Here is a 23,567-nt window from a genome sequence, read left to right as displayed (position 1 = left end):
CTCGCCATAGAGCGGATGAACTGGCAACCGGATCGTCGCCATCGGCCCGCTCGCGAGCTCACCCGTCCGAGGCCGAAGGGGCTTCGTCGCGTTCTGCTTGGCCTTGGTAGTGCGCTTTGTCTTAGTTTGTCTGGTGCTTCGGCAGCGGGTTGAACGTGAACCTGCATTTTCACACCCTCGTGCTGGACGGGGTGTTCACCGAAGCGCCCGGGGGCGCGCTGGCGTTTCATCCGGCGCCGGGGCCGAGCGACGCTGAGGTCGCGGCAGCGCTGGCCATGATCCGCCAGCGGGTGCAGCGGCTCCTCGTGCGCCGGGGCCTCGAGCCCGGTGATGACGCGACGGGCCCGGCGGATCCCCTCGCGGACGAGTCCCCCGTGCTGGCGGGGATCGTCGGGGCCTCGGTGCAGGGGCGAGTGGCGCTCGGCCCACGCGCGGGGGCGCGGGTGCGCCGGCTCGGCGATGCGCGCGACACGCCGACCGTGACGTCGCGCGGGCCGCGGCAGGCGCACCTGGACGGGTTCGATTTGCACGCCAACGTGTGGGTGTCGGCGAACAATCGGGCGGGGCTGGAACACCTGAGCCGCTATGTCTTGCGCCCGCCCTTCGCGCAGGAGCGCCTGCGGCTGCGGAGCGACGGCCGCGTCGCGCTGGAGCTCAAGAGGGCGTGGCACGACGGCACGCGGGAGCTGGTGTTCGAGCCGCTGGAATTCCTGGAACGCTTGGCGGCGATGACGCCGCGGCCGGAAACCAACCTGCTCATTTGCCATGGCGTGTTGGCCCCGCGCGCACGCTGGCGCACGCGAGTGGTCGTCTATGGACGGCGCGTGACCGAGCCCACGGCCTCGACGGCGCCGCTGATCGCAGGTCCGGACGATGCCGGGGTGAAGCCCACCCCGCGCGCCTGGACCTGGGCGGCCCTGATGCACCGGGCGTTCGGCATCGACGTGCTGGCGTGTGCCCATTGTGGGGGCCGGCTACGCCTGATCGCCACGCTGCACGATCCCGCGGTCATCCGGAAGATCCTCGCGCACCTCGCCCTGTGCCTCTCGGGGCCGAGTCCCGGCCCCGCCCCACCCGAGTCCGGCACCGCCGCGTCCTGATCGGATCGGCTCGGGAGCGCGGCGGACGCCGTCGTGCCTGCGCCGCCAGGGGCATTCGTGCTGATTCGCCGGTCCGCCGGCCGATTGACGGCGGCGGTGTGTCTGGCCTAGCATGTCGCTCACCCGGGTCGGTTCGCTCGACCCGCGAGGAGGCCGCTGATGTGCGCTGTGGCAGCGGCTCCTGGGGCGGCCAGTGTCTGAGTATGGGCGATTATGTCACGGGAACGGGGGCCCCGAGGGGGGCGGGCGGTGCCGGAGGGGGCTAGTGTTGGCTATCCTCAACGAGCAGGCCGCGCGCGTGCTCAAGTCTGAGCGTGAGGTGAAGGCGGCGGAGCAGGCCGGCGACGTCGTCATCGAGCGCCCGGGCGTCGTCGTGAACATGCCGCTCGTGACGTGGCCCGGAGGCCGTCGGTGATGCCGACCGAGTTGCGACGGCTCCTCATCATCGCGCTGCCGGCGTATTTCGTCTGGGAGATGCTCCAGGCTCCGGCCTTCACGGGCATGCCCCCGGGCTGGTGGGCGGCGACGACCGTGTGCGCGCTGGCGGCCGCGGGCGACGGCGTGATCGTGCTGGCGGTGTTCGCCATCGGCGCGGGACTGTACCGGGACTGGCGCTGGTTCGCGCCGCCCAGACCAGGACGATTCGCCGTCGTCGTGCTGGCCGGAGTCATCGTGCACGTGGCGATCGAGTGGGTCATGGTCCATCGCCTGGGACGCTGGGGCTACCAGCCGTGGCATCCGATCGTGCCGCTTCTCGGCATCGGTGTCGTGCCTCTCCTCCAGCCGGTCGTGGTGTTGCCGCTCGTGTTCTGGGCGCTGGCCCGCACCGAACCGCGTGGCAGGGTGGCTGCGGCAGGGCCTCGGAAGAGCGATCGAATGAATTGCGCCCCCGCAAGGACTGGCATATAGTGGCGCCATGGGTCGTGTCGTGAGATCGGTCCGGTTCCAGACACGCGCGATCGCCGTGATCCTCTTGGCGTTGACCGCGTTGGCGTGCGTGGCCACTGTCGCCCACGCCGGCATGGGCGTGATGCCGGGGCAGGATTGCTTCGGGCCCGCCTGCACCCAGCAGATCACCTGCAATCGCACCGATCAGGTCCCCGCGCCGTCCTCGAGACAGCTCGCCGGCCCGCTCGCAACAGCCGTCTCCTTCGCGATCGAGGTGGCGCTGCCGCAGAGCCGGGCGACGACCCCGGCACCGACCCTGGCCGCGCCCGACCAACGACCCGTCAGCCCGCTCGCTCCGCGTTCGCCTCCCGCCGCCTGACCTCCGCCTCGTCCCGCTAAAAACCTAAACCCGACAGGCACACGTCGCATTCGTCTCGGGACCAGCGTCCCGGGATGAGGAGCGGCGTGATGGAGGATCTCGATGAACAAGGCGATGACACGCGCATTGATTGGCATTTGGGCACCGCTGTTGCTGGCAATGGGGGCGGTCGCCGATGAGAAGACGCCTGACGCCCGACCCGGCGACCCGATGGTCTCGTGCGCCCAGATGATGCCGGGCACCGGGGTCACGGAGGAGGGGAAGAAGGCGATGCAGGAGTTCATGCAGTCTCCCCGCGCGCCCGAAGCGATGAACAACATGATGGCAATGGCGCGCCGGATGGGCAACGGCGACGTGATGCTCGGCATGACCCGGATGATGGAGATGATGGGCTCGATGGGCGGCGGCATGATGGGTGGCAAGGGCGGCATGATGACGCCCGGTGCCCGCCAGCCGGCAAAGTGAGGTAGCGCCATGACAACGAGATCGATCGAGACGGCCACTCGCTGCGCCTACTGCGGGCATCCGATCCACGGTGATGCGGATGCCCCCGAGCGGTTCGGCGGGCGCTTCTGCTCGGACACCCATGCCGAGGAGTTCGTGGCCGGGGTGCGCGCCGCGAGAATGGACAGCGCGGCGCGCGCCCAGGATCGAGCCGTGGAAGAGACCGCGCGTGGAGCCTGCGCGCTGATGGCGCCAGGTCAGCGGAGCCGGCGCAACTCGCTGGGGCGCGCCGTCGGCTGGGGCGCGCCATTGCTTGCGCTGGTCGCGATCCCGCTGTTCTGGAGCGGCGGCTTGGCGGCGACCGGGGGCTCGCTGCTCACCGGGCTAGCGCTCCTGGCCTGCCCGCTCGGCATGTACTTCATGATGCGTTCGATGACGGGCATGCGCCAGGACGGCGGGTCCGCGGCTGAGCGCTCCAAGGGGGACCGCCATGCGTAGCCCTAAAACAGCAGCCGTTCTGGCCTTCGTCGCGGCTGCGCTTGGCCCGGCACTCGCCCTCGGACAGCAGCCCGGCGGCGCCACACCGGGGTTCGTCCACGTCCACGCGCTCGCCTTCGACGCGGAGGGCCGGACCCTCTGGCTCGGCGCGCACACCGGGCTCTTCCGCTCTGAGAATGGCGGGCAGACGTGGGAGAAGGTCGCGCTGCCTGCCGCCGGCGGTCATGGTCCGGACGTCATGAGCGTGACCCCGCACCCGGCGGAACCGGACGTGCTGTACGTGGGCACGCACGAGGCCGGCGTGCTCAAGACCAGCTCGGCAGGTAAGACCTGGACCGCGGTGAATACGGGCCTCCGCGGCCTCGACGTGCACGGCCTCGCCATCGATCCCAGCATCCCGTCGAAGCTCCACGCCCTTGTGCGCGAGGCCGGCGCCGGGCTCTACCGGACGACCGACGCCGGCCAGAAATGGGTCCGCGTCGATGACGGGCCCGCCGGCGAGACGAAGGTGCTCGCTTCGGTCAACATCCCCACGGGTATGGGTGGGATCTTCCTCTACGCGGGCACAGGGGATGGGCTCCAGCTCAGCCCCGACTGCTTCTGAGGGTGGCGCGCCGTGGGCGGTCTGCCCACCGGGACGATCAACGGGTTCATCGTGGATCCGAAGAATTCGAAGGTGATGTACGTCGCGCTCCGGGACGGAGTCTTTCGCAGCGACGACGCGGGCAAAGCCTGGAGACGGGTGGCAGGCGGCCCGAAGAACGTCGCCGCCCTCACCATGAACCCTAAGAGACCGGGCGAGGTCTTCGCCATTACGGCAGACGGGAAGCTCTACGTCAGTAGAGACGCAGGCGGTCAGTGGGGCGAGGCGCGCTGATGCAGAACCGGCCGGAACGACGGTGATGCAACGGGTAAGGAGCGGCGGTCCCATGGTCCGATACGTTGGCCTGTCGTTGGCCGTCATGGTTCTTGCGAGCATGGACCAGGCGTGGGGCCAGTCAGTGCCCGTCACCCGGCAGTCGTTGGTCAGGGCAGTCGAACGGGGCCCAGGGCCCGCGAAAGGTCGTGAAGACGCGCCTATCACCATCATGGAGTTCTCGGACTTTCAATGCAGCTTCTGCTGGAAGTTCTGGAAGGAGACGTTGCCGAGGATCGAGGCCGAGTACATCAATACGCGGAAGGTGCGGTTCATCTACCGTCACCTGATCGTGTTCGGGCCGGCCTCGGAGCACGCCGCCGAAGCGGCTAGCTGCGCGGACGAGCAAGGGAAATTCTGGGCTTACCATGATGCGCTCTTCGAGCGACATGGCCGCCTATCCCCCGACGCGGGGCTTTGGGAGCAGCTGCGGTTGGATCCGGCGGCGTTCACTGCATGCGTGGATTCGGGCCGACACAAGGAGCGGATCCTCGGCGAGTCGACCGTGGCCCGCGCGCTCGGGGCAAGCGGGACGCCAGCGTTCTTGATCAACGGCAAGCTCCTGGTCGGGGCGCAACCGTTCGAGACCTTCAAGCAGATTCTGGACGGGCTCGCGAAGTAGCTGCCGGGTCCGACAGCCTCCTGCAAGGCGTGACGCGGGCGAATATGCTCCGGCAGCCCTGCCCCGCAGGCTCGCGCCGCAGGGAGTCATCGATCCGCACTCGGTTTAGACCCCTGGAATACGCGGCCATCTGCGCAGCCCGGGGCGTGCTCAATGCGACGGGACGTGCCCGCCGACTTCGCGCTGAACGATCTGAAAGGTCGGGCTCAGGTCGAATTCACGCGAGAGGTCTGGGAGTAGTGGCGCATCATAAGGCGGTAGGGTTCATCGTTTGAGGCCTTGCCACCGCCGGCTGGACACTCGCGGCGCGCTCCGCATGCACGCGCTCGGCGGCGCCCGTACGATCGGGAATAACGACATCGGGCACCGTGTTCACGTGGCATAGGGGGGACAACGGGGCCGTCGGCGCGAGGGCGTTGCCCACTCTCGCGATGGTCCGGTCCGAGGCCGAGAAGGCCAAAGCCCCGTGAGACCGTCAACCTGCGAGCCTCGTCTCCGCGCTGCGAAGACGCCGGTCGCCTTGGAGATGGAACCATGAGCCACGAGCTAGACGTCCGAGAGCACAAGCCCCCGTCCGATTCGCGGTGCGGCACCTGACCGACTACCCTTCTTGCCCTTCTCGTGTGGAAGGGAATGCGGGGGATGTGGCGACATGGCCGCGCGCTTGGCGCTCGGTTGCTCACCGCTTCAAAGGGAGGATCCGCAACATGACCTGGCTGAGCTTGCTGCTTCTGTTTGGCGGGCTCATGGCCCTCTTCGTGATCTGGGACCTCGCTTTTTGCGGTGGCCGGCGTTGCAGGGAGCTGGGCTCGCGCACGTCGAATCTCTTCCAAGAGCCCGGCGGCCAGCGGCCGCCGTCGGACTGACCCGGGCGCCGCCCTCCCCCACGCTTTTCACACCCAGGGCATTCCGCGGCGAGACCGACTCCATGGGGATGGTCTCGATGAACGGCACCTCGTCTGATGGCCATCTGCGCGTCATCGCCACCGTGCAAGATCCCCTTGCCATGCAGGCCATCCTCGCCCACCGTGCCCGCGCCGCCCGGCCCCGCCCCACCCGCGACGGCCGCCCTCACGTAACCCGCAGCTCAGTTGTTCTGTGGAGGCTGCCCCTGCCAGACGGCGGCGGCCCCCGTTCGCGCAGCAGCGCCCCTCCACCCACCTCTGACCGCGAGCCCGGCGCGGTGCAGGCGGTCTGGGACTGGGTGCAGGTCTACAACTGCCTTCGCTTCTTGATGGCCCTCCACGACCGGACGCTAGCTGAAAACCTCGCCGCCGTTCTCCCGGCCGCCTGAACCATGTCGAACGTCATTTCACTCACCGTCCACAACGTTCACCGGGGTTCCACTCTTGACTACGCATTACATGGGCGCGAGACGGCTCGACGGTATGAATCGGGGCTACGGTTTCGATTCCGTCGGCGCGAAACGGCCAGAGGGGCCGCTTGCGGAGCAGTCCGCCGCCTGTGGCGAAGACGGAGGTGGCGCGGATTTCCACTGCACAAGAAGGACTCCCAGGACGGCGACCACCAGGCCTGTCACCTGCAGCACCGCCAGCTGTTCCCCCAGGAAGAGGCTCGCGAGCAGCGCCGTCCCCAGCGGAGAGAGGCTCAGCAGCACGTTCGACTCCAGGGCGGTGAGGATCCGGATGCAATGGTTGTAGAGGACGTAGGCGAGCGCGGTATTGACCGCCGCCAGCCAGAGGACGACCACCCAGCCTTCGAGAGACGGCGATGCCGGTCGCTCCAGCGGCAGGGCGACCAGAAGGAGCAGGCCCCCTCCAAATCCCAACGGAAGGGCGGTCAAGGGCACCGTGGGCACGTGCCCCGCCCGAGCAAGAGCGCGGCTGAGGACGACGAAAACGGCGAACGCGAGGACGCCGAGGCTGATCACCGCCAGTGCCAGCGGATTCCCCGCGCTCAGGCCCGGCGAAAAGAAGAGGGCACTGCCTGCCAGGGTGACTGCGAGTCCAACGACCTGCAGCCGAGTGGGAACCTCGCGCAGCCAGACCAGAGCGAGGAACAAGCCCGGCAGCGGGAGCAGGCTGAACAGGAAGGCGCCAGTGGTCGCCGTCACGTACTGGAGCCCCCAGAAGAGCGCACCGTTACTCAAAGGGTAGGCGCAGAGCCCCATCAGAAACAGCTGACACCAGTAGCCGCGGGCGGAGTTTCGTGTGAGGCCGCCGTTCAGGGCCATCGCCGGGAGGAGCAGCAGGAAGGCGGCGAAATAGCGCACGCCCGCCAGGGTCAGCGGCGCCATGTGGGCCAACCCGACCTTGATGATGACGAAGGAGGATGCCCAGATGGCGCTGACAAGCAGCGCCTCACCGATGGCCAGCAGGCGGGTCCAGCTTCTGTCCCGTCGCATCCCTCACCTTCTCACGAACTCGCCCGCCTTCTTCACCTCAGCCACGCAGGTCAGAGCGTAGAACGTAGACAAAATCTGTTCTCGGACACGGCCGCCCACGGCGACCTTGTCACAGCGCGGATGAACCGTGGAATCTCGCGCCAATCCTGTCAGACCGCGCCTGACGAGTCAACCTGACGCGGCTCATCTGACGCGGCTCATCCGACTGCGCCGTCAATCGCAATCCCTGCATCCCTACCTTCCCGGAGTTGGGCGAGGCCCGGTGACGCGTCAGTCAGGTCGTTCGGGGACGCCGCGAAGCAGCTTGACCCAGAGTAACTTGACCAAACACGCCCACTCAAACCATTGGAAGATCGTCGTCCCATCGGGTAGAATCCGCGCATGAAGTCTCGTCGCGGAATGCTCTTGGCCATTCTCCTCTACGTCACGCTTGACCTTTCGGTGCCCACGATACCGGGCGCCTTCGTGTTCGAATCCGCCGATTCAGTTGAGATCAATAGTGGCCGCGCCGGTCAGGGCAAGGTCGAGCTCTCTGTGCTGCCAGCGCTGGCCAGAGAGTCGATCGGCGTGTCGCAGCCCCCTATCGATCTCAGGGATCGCTCGGCAACGAATAGCACGGTCGCGGTTCTTGGTCACCCAGCACTGAACCGGCTGCCACGGGCGACCCTCGATCCGGCTCCACCCTCCGAAGACCCTCACTAAGCCCCCTCCGCTCAGTTGATTCCCGACGGCCCCGCTCTTGGGGGCCGCTCCGTCCATCTCACGGTCGCGTCTCGCGGAGGGCGAGCCATGAAAGAAGGTTACGAAGGCGTCACCATCAGCGTGGTGATGCTGTTGATCGCCTGGGTGCTCATCGCCATCGCCAAGCTCCTCTCCTGAATCCACCACATCGCACACGGTCACAGGAGGCGACTATGGCCAAAGTCGGACGGTTCGTCACCGATCCCAAGGCTGGCGCGTACTGCCAGATCACTCTCGACAGCGGGGAGAAGATCCTGGTGAATCACGAGGGGAGTGGCTTCAAAGACGGTAGGGTCACGATAGATGCCTTGAAGTTCCTGGGCTTTAGTTCCGACCGCATCTTTACCTGTGACCTGGACGGCCCCGAGGGCAGGGCCGCGCTCAGTCACCTGACCCGCGATGCCCGGCCGGGAAGCGCCGAGGCGACGGCCCTGGGGGCTTTCGTGGCGCACGTCAGGAGCTGCACGTCGGTCGCTGAAGTGAAGGCCACCTGTGCCGCGCTGATGTCGATCCGATAGGGCAGCGGCAAGAGGAGCCCAGCGATGGAGTTCCGCGAGCTGTTGGTGGGCCTCGTCCTCGTGTGGGTTGCGGCCAAGGTGGCCGGCGAGGGGATGGAGCGCATCGGCCAGACAGCCGTCCTTGGCGAACTGCTTGCCGGGGTGCTCATCGGGCCTGGGGGCCTCGGACTCGTGCACGAGTCGGACGCTCTGCACGCGCTGGCCGAACTCGGCGTCCTCATCCTCCTGTTCGAGGTTGGGTTGGAATCGGACCTCAACCAGTTGCTGCGGGCTGGCGCCCAAGCGACGCTTGTTGCAGTGGTCGGAGTGGCACTGCCGTTGGCCCTCGGCTTCGGCGTCATGCGCTGGTTCGGCCACTCGGCGCTCCTGGCCGTCTTCGTCGGCGCGACGCTCACCGCCACCAGCGTGGGTATCACGGCTCGTGTGTTCGCTGATCTCGGGTGTCTGCAGGACGCCGCCGCCAGGGTGGTGCTCGGGGCGGCGGTCGTGGATGACATCCTGGGCTTGATCATCCTGGCCGTCGTCACCGGGATCGCGCAGACCGGAGGGGTGTCCTTTGCCGCCGTCGGCCTGCTCACCGGGAAGGCTGTCGTCTTCCTGGTGGTCGCGATCCTGGTTGGGATTCGCCTGGCCCCGATCATCATCGGTTGGATAGGACGGATGAAGGCGCGGGGCACCCTGATCGTCTACTCGGTCGTCTTCGCGGTGGCGCTTGCCGCGCTCGCGGACCTGGTCGGTCTGGCGACGATCATTGGGGCGTTCGCCGCCGGGCTGGTCTTGGCGACGACTGAGCGGCGCGAACACATCGAGGATCGCATCAAGCCGGTCGCTGACCTTTTCGTCCCGATCTTCTTCGTCAGCGTGGGGATGAAGGTCCAGCCCGGGATGCTGAACCCGTTCGCGGAGCACGCGCAGTTCGGTATCGCGATGCTCCTGACCGCCGTCGCAGTCGCCTCGAAACTGGCAGCCGGCCTTGCGGTCTACCAGAAAGCCGTGCGTCGATGGGTGGTTGGGGTGGGCATGGTGCCCCGCGGCGAAGTCGGTCTGATTTTCGCCGGGGCCGGTCTGTCGGCGGGAGTGATCGCTCAGGACCTGTACTCGGCACTCGTTGTCGTGGTGATTCTCACGACGTTCGCGGCTCCCCCAGCTCTGAAGGCTCTCTACCGCGAGAAGAAGGCGAGGCGTCGGCGCGAGTGAATACAGGAATGCAGCCACTGGGCGCTTCGAGGACCATCCAAAGACAGGTGCATCTCCCCAGTACGAGAATGGCACTCGGTTGCGGAGCCTGGCGGAGTACCGGGCGATGCTTGGGTGAGCCAGCGGCCGGTCGGTGTCCGCTGGGGCGCCAGCAGGTAGAACGCAGCGCCGCCGAGTTCAGGATCTCGCTGCCGTCGTCGAAGATGCGCCCGTCGGGACCCACGCGGGGCCGCGTGAGCGGCGCAGACGGCTGCCCTGGCGCAGTCGCCGTCGATCGAGGAGGACTCTGAGCGGACCGTGAGAGGCCCGCCTGGCCCCCGGGCGGTGGTTACCCGGGGGCCGCGGCGGGGGTGTTCGGGCTGGGGCGCGGCCGGTCCGGGGGGGTCTGAGGCCGGCGCCAGCCCAAGGTGGGCGAGGACCGCGCCCACGACACCGGGGTCGTGCGCGGCGGCGATCAGACGCAGGCGACCACCACAGCGCGGGCAGGCCAGCAGGTCGAGCGCGAACGCCCCGTGCACCAGCGCGGCCAAGGCCCAGGAGCGCGGGGGGCGTGGGCCCCCGGCGTTGCGCGGGCCGCCGTCGCCTTGGCCGGCGTCTGATTCTCCGGCCACCGTGCGGCCGTAGCCGACGACCTGTGAGCGCCAGCGGGCATGCGGAGCAGCAGCACGATGGATCATGCGCGGGTCTTCCTTGCGCTTGACCTCGGCGCCCATGAGCTTCGACGGCGTGATGGCGGCAGTGGTAGGAGGTGTCATGCCGGCCATGGTAGCAGGCAGCGACAAACTCGTGCCGGCCGCTACAGCAGGCTGCTGCGCGACCCGCCGTCCACTTGGATGGTGGTGCCGGTGACGAACGATCCGCGCGGCGACACGAGCAGCGCCACCATCGCCGCGATGTCGTCGGGCGTGCCGAGGCGCCCGAGCGGGATCGAGCGCGCGAGGTCCGCGATGAACGCGTCGAACGGCCGGCCCTCCGCTTCCGCCTGCTGGCGGAACACCTTGTCGAGCCGGGTGGTGTCGATGAAGCCCGGGCAGATCGTGTTGATCGTGATGCGGTCGGGCGCCAGCTCGAGCGACATCGTCTTCGCGAACCCGATCAACCCGGCCCAGGTGGCAACGGAGAGGCCGAAGCCGCGCATGGGCTGGACCACCGACAAGCCGGTCATGTTCAGGATGCTGCCGCCGCCCGCCGCGCGCATGTGCGGCGTGACGAGCCGGACCAGGCGCACCACGCTCATGAGATTTTGCTCCACCGCCTTGCCCCACGCCACGTCGTCGAAGTCCGACAGCGCGCCGATCGGAGGGGCGCCGTCGTTGTTGACGAGCACGTGCACGGTGCCGAAGCGGCGCACCGTCTCCTCCACCACGCGCACGCCGTCCTCTGCCTTGCGCACGTCCGCGGGCACCGCGTGCACCTCGGCGCCAGTCTTCTCGGCGATGCGCGCCGCCGCCTGCGAGAGCGCCGGCTTACGCCGCGCGGTGATCACCACGCGCGCGCCCTCGGCGGCGAGCGTCTCCGCGATCCCGTAGCCGATGCCCGCGCTCGCGCCGCCCACGATCGCCACGCGACCCTTGAGCCCCAGGTCCATCAGCGCGCCATCCCGGCAAAGTACGCTTCCGCGTTGCGCCAGAACACCTTCTGCAAGATCTCCTCGCTGTAGCCTTCCTTCTGCCAGTCGCTGACGAGGCGCTCGTAGCCGATCAGCGGATAGTCGGCGCCGAACATCACGCGGTCCTGGAGGCGGCCGCGGATCTCGGCCTTGAGATCGGCCGTGAAGTAGCGCGGCGACCAGCCGTGCACCTCGTACACCACGTTTGGCTTGTGCAGCAGGATCGCGATCATCTCCGTCTGCCACGGCCACGCCGGGCGCGAAGCGACGATCTTGAGATCCGGATAGGTCGCCGCCACGTCGTCGAGATGGCGCGGGTGGCTCGCGTCGAGGCGCACGCCGGCGCCGCCGGGCCGCCCCGCGCCGAGGCCCGTGTAGCCCACCATGATCAGCGCCGGCACGCCGGCGTCGATACAGAGCCGGTAGAGCGGCGCGTAACTCGGATCGTTCGCGGGGACGTTGAAGCCGGCGCCGGGCACCCCGAGGCCGACGAAGCCTTTGCCCACGCGCAGGCAGCGATCCAGCTCCGCAACCGCGTCCCTCCCCGCGCGCGGATCGACGTGGAGCCAGTTGCCGAAGATCGCGTCGGGGTGCTGCTGCTGCGTCGCAAACGCGTAGTCGTGCAGCGCGGTCACCTCCGCAGCGGGCGCCGGCTCGCGCACGCCGAGGTCGAGGATCACGCGCGCCTCGTGCGCGCGGAAGTGATCCGCCATCTCCTGCTCGGTGTGGTAGCGCGGCTTCGACTTGAAGACCTTCTCCTGCTGCGCGAGCTCCTCCGGGGTCTGGAAGGGATAGCCGCGCGTGGTGCCCCAGTGGGAGTGGACGTCGAAGATCACCGCGTCCCTCCCTCGCGCCGCGCGAGCACCTGGCGCGTGAGCGCGTGGCGCTGGATCTTCCCCGTCGCCGTGAACGGAAACTCCTCGAAGAGCTCGAGCTCCTCGGGCAGCTTGTAGGTCGCCACGGAGTCGCCGAGGAATTTCAGCGCTTCTTCCAGCGAGAGCGACGCGCCCGCGCGCGGGATCAGGCAGAGGCAGTTGCGCTCGCCGAGCCGCGGGTCCGGCACGCCGACGATCGCGGCGTGCAGGACCTTGGGATGCGTGTAGAGGATCTCCTCGATCTCGCGCGGGAAGAACTTCTTGCCGCCGCGGTTGATCATCTCCTTGAGTCGGCCCACGATCCGCACGTTGCCGGCGGGATCGATCCGGCCGAGGTCGCCGGTGCGGAACCAGCCGTCGGCGGTGAAGAGCTCGGCGTTTGCGGCGGGGTTCTTGTGATAGCCGAGGTGGACCGATGGGCCCTCGGCCGCGATCTCGCCTTCCCCGCCCGTCGGCACGTCGCGCCCGTCGCCGTCGATGATGCGGAGCCCCATCCCTTTCGCGACGCGCCCGATCGAGCCGGCCACCGCTTCGGGATCGTCGGTGAAACGCGTGAAGGTGTGAAAGCCCGTCTCCAGCATCCCGTAGAGCTCGATGAGGTGGCCGGGGAAGCGCCTGCGATAGGCGCGGATCGTCTCCACGGGACACGACGCGCCGCCCGTGATCACGACGCGCAGCGAGCGCAGGTCGAAGCGGTCCAGCTCGGGATCGTTCAGCATCGCGATGATCGACGCCGGCGCGCTGGGGATGAACGTCACCCGCTCGCGCTCGATGAGCTCGAGCGCGGCGCGGCCGCTGAAGCGGTCGAGCAGCACGGCACGCGCTCCCACCATGATCGACTGGAGCAGCGTGAGGTAGCCCCAGTTGAGGCCGAGCGGCAGGTAGACGAGAAAGACCTCGTCTCCTGTCACCTCCATCGCGTCGTTCAGGATCCGGCACGCGGGGAGCGTGGTGTTGAAGCTGTGCGTCACGCCCTTGGGATTGCCGGTCGTGCCCGAGGTGAACGCCGTCCGCATGACGTCGTTGGCGCTCATGGTGCGCGGCACGAGCGGCGGCAGCGTGCGGGTGCCGTCGATGATCGGATCGAGGGCGACGCTGCCCTCCGTGCGATCGCCGCCGAGCACGAGCACCGACGTCAGGTCCGGAAGCTGCGGCCTCAGCTCCTGAATCATCGCCACGTAGTCGAAGTTCTTGAACGAGGCCGGGCACACGAACGCGCGGCTCTCGGAGAACCTCAGGATGTATTCGACTTCGCGGCTCCGGAAGTCGGGGCCGATCTGGTTCGCCACCGCGCCGATCCGCTCGCACGCGAAGAACACGTAGGCGAACGCCGCCCAGTTCGGGAGCTGGATCGTCACGACGTCGCCCGCCCCGATCCCCAGTGCCTGGAACCCGGCCGCTACACGGTCCACGCGCGCGCGCAGCTCGCCGTACCTCACGCGCTCCCCGCGGTCGACGATCGCCACGCGGTCGGGATGGCCCTCCGCCCGCCGCGCGAGGACCAACGAGAACGTCTCCGTGCCCCAGTGACCGGAGCGCGTGTAGCGCTCGATCAGCGCCGGGGTCAGTCGTGTCTGGAACGTCGGCATGAGAGCCTCCTGCTAGAGAGTCAGGTAGCGGCGGCGCACGTCGTCTTCTTCCGCGCGTAGCCGCTCGGGCGTCGCCGCGTAGACGACCCGCCCCTTCACCATGACGAAGACCTGATCCGCGATCAATTCGGCCAGCTTCAGGTTCTGCTCGACGAGCAGCACGGTGACGCCTTCGGCGGGCAGCGCGCGGATCACGCGCGCGAGCTCACGCACCACCATCGGCGCCAGACCCTGTGACGGCTCGTCGAGGAGCAGCACCGCGGGGTCGGACACGAGCGCGCGCGCGATGGCGAGCATCTGCTGCTCGCCGCCGGAGAGCTGGCGTCCCCGGTGGTGCAAGCGCCCGCGCAGCGGCGGAAACAGCTCGAGGAGGCGCTCGAGCGGCCAGCGCGCGGCGGGCCGCCGCTCGGCCACGCGGATGTTCTCCAGCGCGGTGAGCGCGGGGAAGATCTGGCGCCCTTCGGGCACATACGCCACGCCGGCGCGCGCGACCTTGTGCGGCGCCCAACCCGTCACGTCGCGGTCGCCGATCAGCACGCGCCCGCCCCCGGCGCGCGCAAGCCCCATGATCGTGCGCAGCGTGGTCGTCTTGCCGACGCCGTTGCGGCCGAGGATCGTCCCCACCTGCCCGGCAGCGAGGTCGAGCGTGACGCCGTGGAGCACGTGGCTCACGCCATAGTAGGTGTGCAGCTCTTCGAGCCGCACCATCAGGCGAGGCCCCCCAAGTACGCCTCCTGCACGCGCGCCTCCTGCCTCACCGCCTCCGCCGGGCCGTCGGCGATCACGCGCCCCTGATGCAGCACGGTGATGCGCTGGGCGAGCGAGAACACGACTTCCATGTCGTGCTCCACGAGGAGCACGGTGAGGCCGCCGCCGGACAGCAGCGCACGCAGGATGTCGACGGTGCGCGCCGTCTCCTCCACCGAAAGCCCCTGCGTCGGCTCGTCGAGCAGCAACACCTCCGGACGTTGCGCGAGCGCCATCGCGACTTCGAGCAGGCGCTGGTCGCCGTGCGAGAGCAACCCCGCCGGTGTGTCGGCGAGCGCAGTGAGCCCGAGTCGCTCCAGCCACTGCCTCGCCTCGCGCACGGTCTGGTCGCTCGCCGGTCCGCCGGGAAGGATGCGCCAGCGCCGCGCACTGCGCGCCTGCGCGGCGAGGCGCACGTTCTCCAGCGAGGACAGTCGCGAGAAGAGCGCGGTGATCTGGAACGTGCGCGAGAGGCCGCGCGCGCACACCTCGTGCGGCGGCAGCCCCGTCAGCGGCTCGCCCTTGAAGCGCACGGCGCCGGCGGTGGGCGCGAGCACCCCGGTGATCACGTTGAACAGCGTCGACTTCCCCGCGCCGTTGGGGCCGATCACCGCGCGGATCTCGCCGGGCTCCACGCGCATCGTCACGCCGTCGAGGGCCGCGAGCGCGCCGAAGTGGCGGCTCAGGCCCTCGCACTCAAGGTACGGCGCGGCCACGGACCATCCCCCACAAGCCTTGCGGCGCGAAGAGCACGACGGCGATGAAGACGAGGCCGAGCACCAGCGCCCACGAGTCGGTGAAGACGCTCAGGTAGTGCTCGAGCGCGAGAAAGAACGCGGCCCCGAGGATGGGACCACTCAGCGTGCCCGCGCCCCCGACGACCACCATGATCAGCACCTGCCCCGACAGCACCCAGAAGAAGAGATCGGGCGACGCGAAGCCGGCGAACGGCGCATAGAGCGCGCCCGCGAGCCCGCCGAGGAACGCGGACAGCACGAACACGAGGATCTTGTACGCGCGCGGGTTGTAGCCAAGCGCCTGCGCCTTGCGCTCGTTGTCGCGGATCGCGAGCAGCGTGGTGCCGACGGCCGAGGCAACGAACGCGCGGCAGAAGAGGTAGGCTGCGATGAGGCAGCCGGCCGCCAGGTAGTAGTAGCCGATCTTCGACGTAAACCAGCTCATCCCGAGCGGCCCCGCCGTGCGCGGCACGCCGGCGAGCCCGTCGGAGCCCCCGGTGACGCTTTGCCACTTGTAGGCGACCGCGTAGAGGAGCTGCGCGAAGGCGAGCGTGAGCATCGCGAACGCGACGCCGGTCGCGCGCGTGCAGAGCCACGCCATGGGGACTGCGATCGCGGCGGTAAAAACGGCGCCTCCGAGGATCGCGACGGGCAGCGACACGCCGGTGTGCAGGAGCAGCAGGGCGGCGCTGTATGCGCCGAAGCCGTAGACGGCGGCGTGCCCGAAGGAGTCGAGGCCCGTGTAGCCGACGAGGAGGTCGAGGCTCATCGCGAAGAGCCCGAGGATCACCATCTCCGTCAGCGCGGTGAGCAGGAACGTGGGGAGCACGAGAGGCGCGACCGCGGCGGCCACGAGCAACACGGCGCGCAGCGCGGTCCGCGCCATCACTCTTCGTGGCCGAACAGCCCGCGCGGGCGCAGCACGAGCACCGCGATCATCGTGAGGTAGATCGCCGCGAGGGCGAGATCAGGGAGATAGAAGTTGCCGAACGTCTGCACGAGCCCGACGAGGAGGCTGCCCACGATCGACCCGCCGAAGCTCCCCATGCCGCCGATGATCACGATGACGAACGCGTCGACCACCACGTTCACGCCCATGCCGAGATGCGCCGACACGAGCGGCGTCGCCATGACGCCCCCGAGCGCGGCGAGGCCGCAACCGAGGCCGAAGACGCCGGCGCGCACCACCTGCACGTCCACGCCGAGCGCGTGCACCATCTCGGCGTTCTGCGAGGTCGCCCGGATAAGGAGCCCCAGCCGCGTGCGGGCGAGGAACTGCCAGAGCGCCACCGCGACCACCGCGCCCGTGACCGCGAGGAACAGCCGGTACGTCGGGAATGGCGCGCCAAGGATCGTGACGGAGCCGGCGAGCGCGGGAGGAATGGGGAGGCGCCGCGGATCGGGTCCCCAGCCGAGCCGGATCGCCTCGCCGATCACCAGCGCGAGGCCGAATGTCACGAGCAGGAACGCACCGTGCTCGCGGCGGTAGAGCGGGCGCAACACCACGGCCTCGAGCACGATGCCGATGGCCGCGACGGCGAGCGGCGCGAGCGCGAGCGCCAGCCCGTAGCTGCCGGTCCACGCGGCGATCGTGAACCCCGCGTAGGCGCCGAGCATGTAGAGGGCGCCGTGCGCGAAATTCACGATCCGCATGATCCCGAAGATCAGCGTGAGGCCGATCGAGATCAGGAACAGCAACGCCGCCAGCGCGACGGCGTTGAGTCCCTGGATGACGACGAAGGTCGAGAAGCTCAGGGTCTAGCTGTAGGAGGACTTGCGGCAGGGCGGCGTGACCACGTCCGCCGGATAGGTCTTGATGACCTCGGGAATCGGATGCGCGAAGCCGCTGCGACGCACCGCCTTCACGACGAGCCCGACCTGCGCGCCCTGGTGGTCGCACTCGCGCATGACCACCTTGCCCTTCACGCTCGTGACCTCGAGCCCTTCCATCGCCTTGATGAGCGCGGCGGTGTCGGTGCTCTTGGCTTTCTCGATGGCGCGGAACAGGATCTGGAGCGCCTGGTACTGCTCGCCGTCGAACGTGTCCGGCACTTCCTTCACCTCGTTCTGGAAGCGCTGCACGAACGTCTTGTTCTCCGCGTTCTCGTACGTGAACGCGTAGCGGCTGGAGCCGATCAGCCCGAGCGTGGCGTCGCCGGCCGGCTTGAGGTTGAGGATGTCGACCAGCTCGGTGACCATCTGGATCTTCTCGCCGAGCTTGAACTGCGCGGCCTGCTGATAGAACGCGGTGGCGTCGTCGCCGGTCATCGCGACGTACAGGCCCTGCGGGTTCGCCTGCTGGATCTTCGTGATGTAGGTCGAGTAGTCCTTGGTGCCGGTTGGCGCGAAGACCTTGCCCGTGAACTCCTTGCCCACACGCTTGATCTCCGTCTCGAACACGCTCACGCTCGAGTGACCCCACGCGTAGTCGAGCCCGATCGCGTAGAAGGTCTTCTGCGGCGCGTCCTTCAGGTAGAGCGCGATGGTGCGCGCGCCCATGGGGCCGGAGGTATTCGCGCGGAAGAAGTTCGGCACGTACTTCTCGGCCGTGAGCTCACCGGCGCCGTTGATGGCGGACAGGAAGAACGCGTTCCACTCGGCGAGCTTCGCGCTCACCGCGAGCGCCTCGGACGACGCCATGATGCCGGTGAAGAGGTTCACCTTCTGGCGCTCCACCATCTCCTGGGCCTTGCGCACGCAGTTGGCGGGGTTGCCCTGCGTGTCCTCGATGATGAACTCGACCTTGCGTCCGAGGATGCCGCCTCGCTCGTCCACTTCCTTCTGGACGAGCTTGCACGTGCGAACCACCTGCGCGCCGAGCGCCGCCCACGTCCCGGTGATGGCGGTGGGGACGCCGATGCGGATCGGCCCGCTGCCCTGCGCCCACGCGTAACGCAGCACGCCGGGCGCGCCGAGCGCCGCCGCCGCGGCCACGCCGGTCTTGAGAAACCTCCGTCTGCCGATGCCGTGTCCTGGTCTCATCGTGCGTCCTTCCTCCTCTACGAGGCTCTGACCGCCGTGGGCGGGAGCCCATAGGAAACATTAACGCCAGTTCGCATCACACGGCCCCATACAGCGGGTATCCAGGACCCCCTGAAAGACCCCAGCGTCGTCGAGCCGCCGGCCCCGGAGCCCTCCCTGGAGCCGAGACCGCCCGGCTCTGATCCGGCTCCTGCGGCGATCCTGCTCCCGGGACAGGGGCGTCGTCAAGTGCCGCGTGAGCGGCTGCTGTTGCGCCGCATCGACTCCTCCGGGGCCGCGTGATATTCTTGCGCGGCGGCGAGGGCATGCCCTCGCCACCATTCCATGCTGACGACGGATCGTATCGGCGGGAGCGCGCTCTGCCTGCTTGCCCTCTTCGTCATGTGGGAGAGCCGGACGCTCCCGCTCGGGACCTGGCGGCAGCCGGGCCCGGCATACTTCCCGGTGCTGTTGGCGGCGCTCCTGCTCATCCTGGGCGCGCTCGTCTGGGCGATGGGCGGAGGCGCCGCGCCCGTTGCCGGCGTGGGCTGGGGCGAGGCGCGCCAAGCCCTGGTGATCCTCGCTGTCAGCGCCTTCATTTGTTTCGGCCTCGAGCGCCTCGGCTATCGCCTGACCATGCTGGCCGCCCTCCTCTTCCTCGTCTGGCTGGTGGAGCGCAAGAATCTCCTCGCCGCCGCCGTGTTCGCCTTCGCGCTGTCCTTCGGCTCCTACTATCTCTTCGATACCCTCCTGCGCGTGCCGCTGCCGCGCGGGCCCTTCGGGATCTAGATGGCCGAGACGCTCCAGAACCTGGCGTTGGGCTTCTCCGTCGCGCTCCAGCCGTCCGTCCTGCTCTACGCCTTCGTCGGCTGCGTGGTGGGGACCCTGGTCGGCGTGCTGCCGGGCGTGGGCCCCCTCGCCGGCATCAGCCTGCTGCTGCCCGCCACCTTCGGGCTCACCGCGACCAACGCCATCGTGATGCTGGCAGGCATCTACTACGGCGCCATGTACGGCGGCTCGACCACCTCCATCCTGATGCGCATCCCGGGGGAGGCCGCCTCGGTGATGACGTGCATCGACGGCTACGCGATGGCGCGCAAGGGGCGCGCGGGAGCGGCGCTGGCCATCGCCGCGATCGGCTCCTTCATCGCCGGCACCGGAAGCGTGATCGCGCTCATGCTGCTGGCGCCGCCGCTCGCCAACTTCGCGCTCCGGTTCGGCCCGCCCGAGTACTTCACGCTCCTCCTCCTGGGCCTGCTCGTGCTCGCGTACATGAGCGGCGGCTCCATGGTCAAATCCCTCGCGATGGCCGTGCTGGGGCTCCTCCTCGGCATGGTCGGCATCGACCAGATGTCCGGCTACTTCCGCTTCGCTTACGGTGTTATGGAGCTGGGCGACGGTCTCGGCGTGGTGCCGATCGCCGTCGGGCTCTTCGGCATCGCCGAGGTGCTGGCGACGGCCGGGCAAGAGGTGCCGCCCAAGGTCCTCAAGCCGAAGCTGCGCGAGCTCCTGCCGTCCCGCCAGGAATGGCGCGATTCCGTGATGCCGATCGGCCGCGGCACCGTGCTCGGCTTCCTCATCGGCATCATTCCGGGCTCGGCCCACATCATCTCGAGCTTCGTCTCCTACGCGGTCGAGCGCCGGTTGAGCCGCCATCCCGAAGAGTTCGGCCAGGGCGCCGTCGCCGGCGTCGCCGGCCCGGAGTCGGCGAACAACTCGGCGACGTCCGGCGCCTTCGTGCCGATGCTTGCCCTCGGCGTCCCCTCCGGTCCCATTCCCGCGGTGATGATGGCCGCCCTCATGGTCCACGGCGTCTCGCCGGGTCCGCTCCTGATCACGCAGCAGCCGGAGCTCTTCTGGGGCTTCATCGCGTTCATGTACGTCGGCAACCTGATGCTCCTCGCGCTCAACCTGCCGATGGTGGGCATCTTCGTGAACGTGCTCCGCGTCCCCTACTCGTTCCTCTACCCGTCCATCATCATGTTCTGCGTCGTCGGCGTCTACGCCGTGAACGGCAGCGTGGTGGACGTGTGGATCGCGCTCATCATGGGCGCCCTCGGCTATATCTTGAGAAAGCTCGGCTTCGAGACGGCGCCCATCGTGCTCGGCGCCATCCTGGCGCCCATGATCGAGCTCGCGTTGAGACAATCCCTCGCGATGTCGGACGGGCAGTACACGATTTTCATCTCGCGGCCGATCTCCGGCACGCTCCTGGCTTTCGGCGCCGCCCTGCTGCTCCTCAACCTCGTGTCGTGGATGGTGCGCGGGCTGGACTGGCGCCGGCGCATCCCACTCGACGAAAAGGGAGAAAACCTATGACTCGACTCCGGCTCATCCTGTCCGTGCTCGCCCTCGTCGTCCTCGTCGCGGGCCCGTCGATTCAACCGGCCGCGGCGCAGGAGCCCTACCCCTCGCGGCCGATCAGCCTCGTCGTGCCCTTCCCGCCGGGCGGCGTGGCGGACCTGACGGCGCGCCCGGTGGCGGCCGCGATGGAGAAGGCGCTGAAGCAGCCCGTCGGCGTGGTCAACAAGACGGGGGCGGCCGGCGCCGTGGGGATGCAGTTCGTCGCTACGAGCAAGCCGGACGGCTACACCCTGCTCCTGGCGCTCTCAAGCATCTCGATCATCCCGGAGGCCGACAAGCTCTTCGGCCGCCCGCCCGCCTTCACCGTGGACCAGTTCGCGCCGGTGGCGCTGATCTCGGCCGACCCGACCATCCTCGTCGTGCGCGCCGAGAGCCCGTGGAAGACGGCCAAGGAGTTCATCGAGGACGCGAAGAAGCGGCCGAACCAGATCTCGTACAGCTCGTCGGGGATCTACGGGACGCTCCACATGGCGATGGAGCTCCTCTCGCACGGGGCGGGGATCAAGCTGCGCCACGTGCCGTACGCCGGCGCCGGCCCCGCGCTGACCGCGCTGCTCGGCGGCCACGTGGACGCCCTCGCCTCGGGGCCCTCGGTGGTCCTGCCGCAGATCAAGGCGGGGAAGCTCCGCGCGCTCGCGGGCTGGGGGGACAAGCGCGTGGCCTCGCTCCCCGACCTCCCCACCTTTAAGGAGCTGGGCTACCCGGAGGCCGAGTTCTATATCTGGGCGGGGCTCTTCGCGCCCAAGGGCACGCCCGAGCCCGTGCTCGCGAAGCTCCGCGAGGCGGCGCGCGCGGGAGTGGCCGATCCCGACTTCAAGTCGGCCATGGACAAGCTCGAGACCCCGATCGCCTTCAAGCAGGGCGCGGAGTTCCAGAAGTTCTTCGAGGCGGACGCGCTCCGGCTCGCCGAGGGTGTCCGCAAGGTCGGCCGCGTCGAGCAGAAATAGCGTCATGAGCGCTCGCTCGACGGCGTATCTGTTCATGCGGTTCGGCCTCGGCCACGCGACCGAGGAGCTCCAGCTCCGGGTGGTCGGCAACTTTCTAACGCTGCTCCGGGGCACCGAGGAGCTGCCGGCCGCCCTCCTCTTCTACACCGACGGCGTGAGGCTCGTCTGCGAGGGCTCCCCAGTGCTGGACCAACTCCGCGAGTTCGAGTCACAAGGAGTGGACGTCATCAGCTGCCGCACCTGCGTGGAGTATTTCAATCTCAAGGAAAAGGTGCGAGTCGGGACGGTTGGCGGCATGCCCGCCATCATGGAGGCCATGGCGCGCGCCGACAAGGTCGTGAGCGTCTAACGGGCTATGATGCTCGGCTCGCGTCCGATGCCTCGACTCCACAACCGATTGGGGGGATCCATGTTCGGCACTCGCATTACGGCGTTCGGTGTTGTGCTCGCAGTCATGGCGGTGCTCCTCGGCGGCTCCGCGACAGGCGACGCGCAAACGCGCCCCCTCCCCCCGAGTCATCCGCCCACGGGCGAATCGCCCGCGCCTCCGGCCGTCCCCGCGCCGGCCCCCGGAAGCGGCACCGCGAGGCAGGCGCTCACGTGGACCTTGCCCTCCAGCTGGACGGAAGAAGCGCCATCGTCTTCCATGCGGCGCGCCCAGTACCGCATCCCGGGCCCCGGCGGCCCGGCCGAATGCGCGGTCTTCTATTTCGGGCCCGGGCAGGGCGGCGACGCCAAGTCGAACGCGGCGCGCTGGGCTTCCCAGTTCCACCGCGCGGACGGCGGCCCGGTGGGGGACGCCTTGAAGACGCGCGAGATCAAGGTGGGCGACATCGCCGTGGTCCTCGTGGAGGTCACGGGTACCTACGCGGGCGGCATGGGCAGCGGCCCCGCTGGCCCCGAGCGGCCGAACTACATGCTGCTCGGCGCCATCGCCCAGGGCCCCGACGCGAACTGGTTCTTCCGGGCGACGGGACCGCGCGCGACGCTCGAGGCCCAGCGGGCGGCCTTCGACGGCCTCATCCGCTCCCTGAGACGCGGCCAGGGCTCGTGACGAAGCGGTCGTTCGCCGCCCAGCCGTCCCCGCGCCGGGTACCCTAGTCCGCCAGGTCCGCGAAGAGCGCGGTACTCAGGTAGCGCTCGCCGAACGAGGGGATGATCACGATGATGAGCTTCCCCGCGCTCTCGCTCCGGCGCCCGACTTCCACGGCGGCCCAGATAGCCGCGCCGGACGAGATGCCGACGAGGAGGCCTTCTTCGCGCGCCGAGCGGCGGGCCGTCGCGAAGGCGTCGTCGTTCTTCACCCGGACGATCTCGTCGCAGATCTTCATGTTGAGCACGTCGGGGACGAAGCCCGCGCCGATGCCCTGGATGGGGTGCGGGCCCTTCTGCCCTCCGGACAGGACCGGGGAGGCGTCGGGCTCCACCGCCACGCACCTGAACGCGGGCTTGCGCGCCTTGAGGACCTCTCCCACCCCGGTGATGGTCCCCCCGGTGCCGATGCCCGCCACCAGGATGTCCGCCTTGCCGTCGGTGTCGCGCCAGATCTCCTCCGCCGTGGTCTTGCGGTGGATCTCAGGGTTCGCCGGGTTCTGGAACTGCTGGGGGATGAAGTAGCGCGGGTCGGTCGCCGCCAGGTCCTCGGTCCGCTTGATGCACCCGGCCATGCCCTCGCTTCCCGGCGTCAGGATCAGCTCGGCGCCGTAAGCCTTGAGAAGCAATCTCCGCTCCTTACTCATAGTATCCGGCATGGTCAGCACCAGCTTGTAGCCGCGGGCGGCGCAGACGAACGCCAGGGCGATGCCCGTGTTGCCGCTGGTCGGCTCGAGGATGATCGTGTCGGGCTTGATTTTGCCCGCCTTTTCGGCGGCGTCGAGCATGGACACCCCGATCCGGTCCTTGACGCTGTGGGCCGGGCCGTAGAACTCGAGCTTGGCCACCACCTCGGCCCGACAACCCTCCGTCAGGCGCCGCAGCCGCACCAGGGGTGTGTTGCCCACGAGCTCGGTGACGTCATTCGCGATTCGCACGGGTGTTCTCCTCTTGGCTCACGTGCCCCCAGAAACCGCA

General features: G+C 68.8%; 29 protein-coding genes. 18 read left to right on the top strand and 11 right to left on the bottom strand.

Annotated features, from left to right (window positions below):
* The first annotated feature begins 149 nt into the window (after positions 1–149).
* The 10 genes from Q7W02_00975 to Q7W02_00930 all read left to right on the top strand — a co-directional run bounded on the left by Q7W02_00975 (position 150) and on the right by Q7W02_00930 (position 5,713).
* Positions 150–1,100: a transposase gene (locus Q7W02_00975; protein MDO8474763.1), complete on the top strand. Its 951-nt coding sequence runs from the start codon at positions 150–152 to the stop codon at positions 1,098–1,100.
* A gap of 265 nt (positions 1,101–1,365) precedes the next feature.
* Positions 1,366–1,515 (top strand): hypothetical protein, encoded by a 150-nt coding sequence (locus Q7W02_00970; GenBank protein ID MDO8474762.1) that lies wholly within the window; start codon positions 1,366–1,368, stop codon positions 1,513–1,515.
* Entirely contained in the window at positions 1,515–2,009 is a 495-nt protein-coding gene (locus tag Q7W02_00965) for a hypothetical protein (protein MDO8474761.1), read from the top strand. The genes Q7W02_00970 and Q7W02_00965 overlap by 1 nt, the downstream gene beginning before the upstream one ends.
* 19 nt (positions 2,010–2,028) lie before the next feature.
* Positions 2,029–2,367 (top strand): hypothetical protein, encoded by a 339-nt coding sequence (locus tag Q7W02_00960; protein MDO8474760.1) that lies wholly within the window; start codon positions 2,029–2,031, stop codon positions 2,365–2,367.
* 102 nt (positions 2,368–2,469) lie between these two features.
* On the top strand, positions 2,470–2,832 hold the full coding sequence (locus Q7W02_00955) for a hypothetical protein (protein MDO8474759.1): 363 nt from the start codon (positions 2,470–2,472) through the stop codon (positions 2,830–2,832).
* Between the two features lie 9 nt (positions 2,833–2,841).
* Positions 2,842–3,309, top strand: a complete 468-nt coding sequence (locus Q7W02_00950; GenBank protein MDO8474758.1) for a hypothetical protein — start codon at positions 2,842–2,844, stop codon at positions 3,307–3,309.
* A complete protein-coding gene (locus Q7W02_00945; GenBank protein MDO8474757.1) occupies positions 3,302–3,913 on the top strand; it encodes a hypothetical protein in 612 nt (203 codons plus the stop codon). The genes Q7W02_00950 and Q7W02_00945 overlap by 8 nt, the downstream gene beginning before the upstream one ends.
* Positions 3,914–3,925: 12 nt before the next feature.
* The gene (locus Q7W02_00940; protein ID MDO8474756.1) at positions 3,926–4,186 is read left to right on the top strand and encodes a hypothetical protein; all 261 of its coding nucleotides are present in this window, start codon (positions 3,926–3,928) and stop codon (positions 4,184–4,186) included.
* A 52-nt stretch (positions 4,187–4,238) separates the two neighbouring features.
* Entirely contained in the window at positions 4,239–4,847 is a 609-nt protein-coding gene (locus tag Q7W02_00935) for a DsbA family protein (protein ID MDO8474755.1), read from the top strand.
* A 707-nt stretch (positions 4,848–5,554) separates the two neighbouring features.
* Positions 5,555–5,713 (top strand): hypothetical protein, encoded by a 159-nt coding sequence (locus tag Q7W02_00930; protein MDO8474754.1) that lies wholly within the window; start codon positions 5,555–5,557, stop codon positions 5,711–5,713.
* A gap of 533 nt (positions 5,714–6,246) precedes the next feature.
* Here the strand turns inward: Q7W02_00930 and Q7W02_00925 are convergent.
* Positions 6,247–7,212 carry a DMT family transporter gene (locus tag Q7W02_00925; protein ID MDO8474753.1) on the bottom strand — a complete coding sequence of 322 codons (966 nt, stop codon included), beginning with the start codon at positions 7,210–7,212 and terminating at the stop codon, positions 6,247–6,249.
* A gap of 381 nt (positions 7,213–7,593) precedes the next feature.
* On the opposite strand from Q7W02_00925, the gene Q7W02_00920 reads away from it, so the two are divergent.
* The 3 genes from Q7W02_00920 to Q7W02_00910 all read left to right on the top strand — a co-directional run bounded on the left by Q7W02_00920 (position 7,594) and on the right by Q7W02_00910 (position 9,668).
* Entirely contained in the window at positions 7,594–7,914 is a 321-nt protein-coding gene (locus tag Q7W02_00920) for a hypothetical protein (protein MDO8474752.1), read from the top strand.
* A 212-nt stretch (positions 7,915–8,126) separates the two neighbouring features.
* Positions 8,127–8,471, top strand: coding sequence for a hypothetical protein (locus Q7W02_00915; protein MDO8474751.1), 345 nt, complete (start codon positions 8,127–8,129; stop codon positions 8,469–8,471).
* 24 nt (positions 8,472–8,495) lie between these two features.
* Complete coding sequence (locus Q7W02_00910) at positions 8,496–9,668, top strand: cation:proton antiporter (GenBank protein MDO8474750.1); 1,173 nt, start codon at positions 8,496–8,498, stop codon at positions 9,666–9,668.
* Between the two features lie 796 nt (positions 9,669–10,464).
* Here Q7W02_00910 and Q7W02_00905 read toward each other — a convergent pair.
* From Q7W02_00905 to Q7W02_00870, 8 genes are read right to left on the bottom strand one after another with little or no spacing between them, the layout of a single operon-like run.
* Complete coding sequence (locus Q7W02_00905; protein ID MDO8474749.1) at positions 10,465–11,256, bottom strand: SDR family oxidoreductase; 792 nt, start codon at positions 11,254–11,256, stop codon at positions 10,465–10,467.
* Positions 11,256–12,113: an amidohydrolase family protein gene (locus tag Q7W02_00900; GenBank protein MDO8474748.1), complete on the bottom strand. Its 858-nt coding sequence runs from the start codon at positions 12,111–12,113 to the stop codon at positions 11,256–11,258. Before Q7W02_00900 ends, Q7W02_00905 begins: the two co-directional genes overlap by 1 nt.
* A complete protein-coding gene (locus Q7W02_00895) occupies positions 12,110–13,741 on the bottom strand; it encodes an AMP-binding protein (protein MDO8474747.1) in 1,632 nt (543 codons plus the stop codon). The genes Q7W02_00900 and Q7W02_00895 overlap by 4 nt, the downstream gene beginning before the upstream one ends.
* A gap of 12 nt (positions 13,742–13,753) precedes the next feature.
* Positions 13,754–14,449, bottom strand: a complete 696-nt coding sequence (locus Q7W02_00890; protein MDO8474746.1) for an ABC transporter ATP-binding protein — start codon at positions 14,447–14,449, stop codon at positions 13,754–13,756.
* The gene (locus tag Q7W02_00885) at positions 14,449–15,204 is read right to left on the bottom strand and encodes an ABC transporter ATP-binding protein (GenBank protein MDO8474745.1); all 756 of its coding nucleotides are present in this window, start codon (positions 15,202–15,204) and stop codon (positions 14,449–14,451) included. The genes Q7W02_00890 and Q7W02_00885 overlap by 1 nt, the downstream gene beginning before the upstream one ends.
* Complete coding sequence (locus Q7W02_00880; GenBank protein ID MDO8474744.1) at positions 15,185–16,111, bottom strand: branched-chain amino acid ABC transporter permease; 927 nt, start codon at positions 16,109–16,111, stop codon at positions 15,185–15,187. The genes Q7W02_00885 and Q7W02_00880 overlap by 20 nt, the downstream gene beginning before the upstream one ends.
* On the bottom strand, positions 16,111–16,956 hold the full coding sequence (locus Q7W02_00875; protein MDO8474743.1) for a branched-chain amino acid ABC transporter permease: 846 nt from the start codon (positions 16,954–16,956) through the stop codon (positions 16,111–16,113). The genes Q7W02_00880 and Q7W02_00875 overlap by 1 nt, the downstream gene beginning before the upstream one ends.
* Before the next feature lie 27 nt (positions 16,957–16,983).
* Positions 16,984–18,207 (bottom strand): ABC transporter substrate-binding protein, encoded by a 1,224-nt coding sequence (locus tag Q7W02_00870; protein MDO8474742.1) that lies wholly within the window; start codon positions 18,205–18,207, stop codon positions 16,984–16,986.
* 324 nt (positions 18,208–18,531) lie between these two features.
* On the opposite strand from Q7W02_00870, the gene Q7W02_00865 reads away from it, so the two are divergent.
* From Q7W02_00865 to Q7W02_00850, 4 genes are read left to right on the top strand one after another with little or no spacing between them, the layout of a single operon-like run.
* The gene (locus tag Q7W02_00865) at positions 18,532–18,975 is read left to right on the top strand and encodes a tripartite tricarboxylate transporter TctB family protein (protein ID MDO8474741.1); all 444 of its coding nucleotides are present in this window, start codon (positions 18,532–18,534) and stop codon (positions 18,973–18,975) included.
* Positions 18,976–20,505, top strand: coding sequence for a tripartite tricarboxylate transporter permease (locus tag Q7W02_00860; GenBank protein MDO8474740.1), 1,530 nt, complete (start codon positions 18,976–18,978; stop codon positions 20,503–20,505).
* A complete protein-coding gene (locus Q7W02_00855; protein ID MDO8474739.1) occupies positions 20,502–21,497 on the top strand; it encodes a tripartite tricarboxylate transporter substrate binding protein in 996 nt (331 codons plus the stop codon). The genes Q7W02_00860 and Q7W02_00855 overlap by 4 nt, the downstream gene beginning before the upstream one ends.
* A 4-nt stretch (positions 21,498–21,501) precedes the next feature.
* Positions 21,502–21,846 carry a DsrE family protein gene (locus Q7W02_00850; protein MDO8474738.1) on the top strand — a complete coding sequence of 115 codons (345 nt, stop codon included), beginning with the start codon at positions 21,502–21,504 and terminating at the stop codon, positions 21,844–21,846.
* Positions 21,847–22,013: 167 nt separating this feature from the next.
* On the opposite strand, the gene Q7W02_00845 is transcribed toward Q7W02_00850, so the two are convergent.
* Entirely contained in the window at positions 22,014–22,145 is a 132-nt protein-coding gene (locus Q7W02_00845; protein MDO8474737.1) for a hypothetical protein, read from the bottom strand.
* On the opposite strand from Q7W02_00845, the gene Q7W02_00840 reads away from it, so the two are divergent.
* Positions 22,144–22,551 carry a hypothetical protein gene (locus tag Q7W02_00840; GenBank protein ID MDO8474736.1) on the top strand — a complete coding sequence of 136 codons (408 nt, stop codon included), beginning with the start codon at positions 22,144–22,146 and terminating at the stop codon, positions 22,549–22,551. The genes Q7W02_00845 and Q7W02_00840 overlap by 2 nt on opposite strands.
* Before the next feature lie 43 nt (positions 22,552–22,594).
* Here Q7W02_00840 and cysK read toward each other — a convergent pair whose 3' ends face one another.
* A complete protein-coding gene (gene cysK / locus Q7W02_00835) occupies positions 22,595–23,527 on the bottom strand; it encodes a cysteine synthase A (GenBank protein MDO8474735.1) in 933 nt (310 codons plus the stop codon).
* Between the last annotated feature and the right edge of the window lie 40 nt (positions 23,528–23,567).

Source organism: Candidatus Rokuibacteriota bacterium, assembly GCA_030647435.1.
Classification (GTDB): Bacteria; Methylomirabilota; Methylomirabilia; order Rokubacteriales; family CSP1-6; genus AR37.
This window is presented reverse-complemented; position numbering and strand designations above follow the sequence as displayed.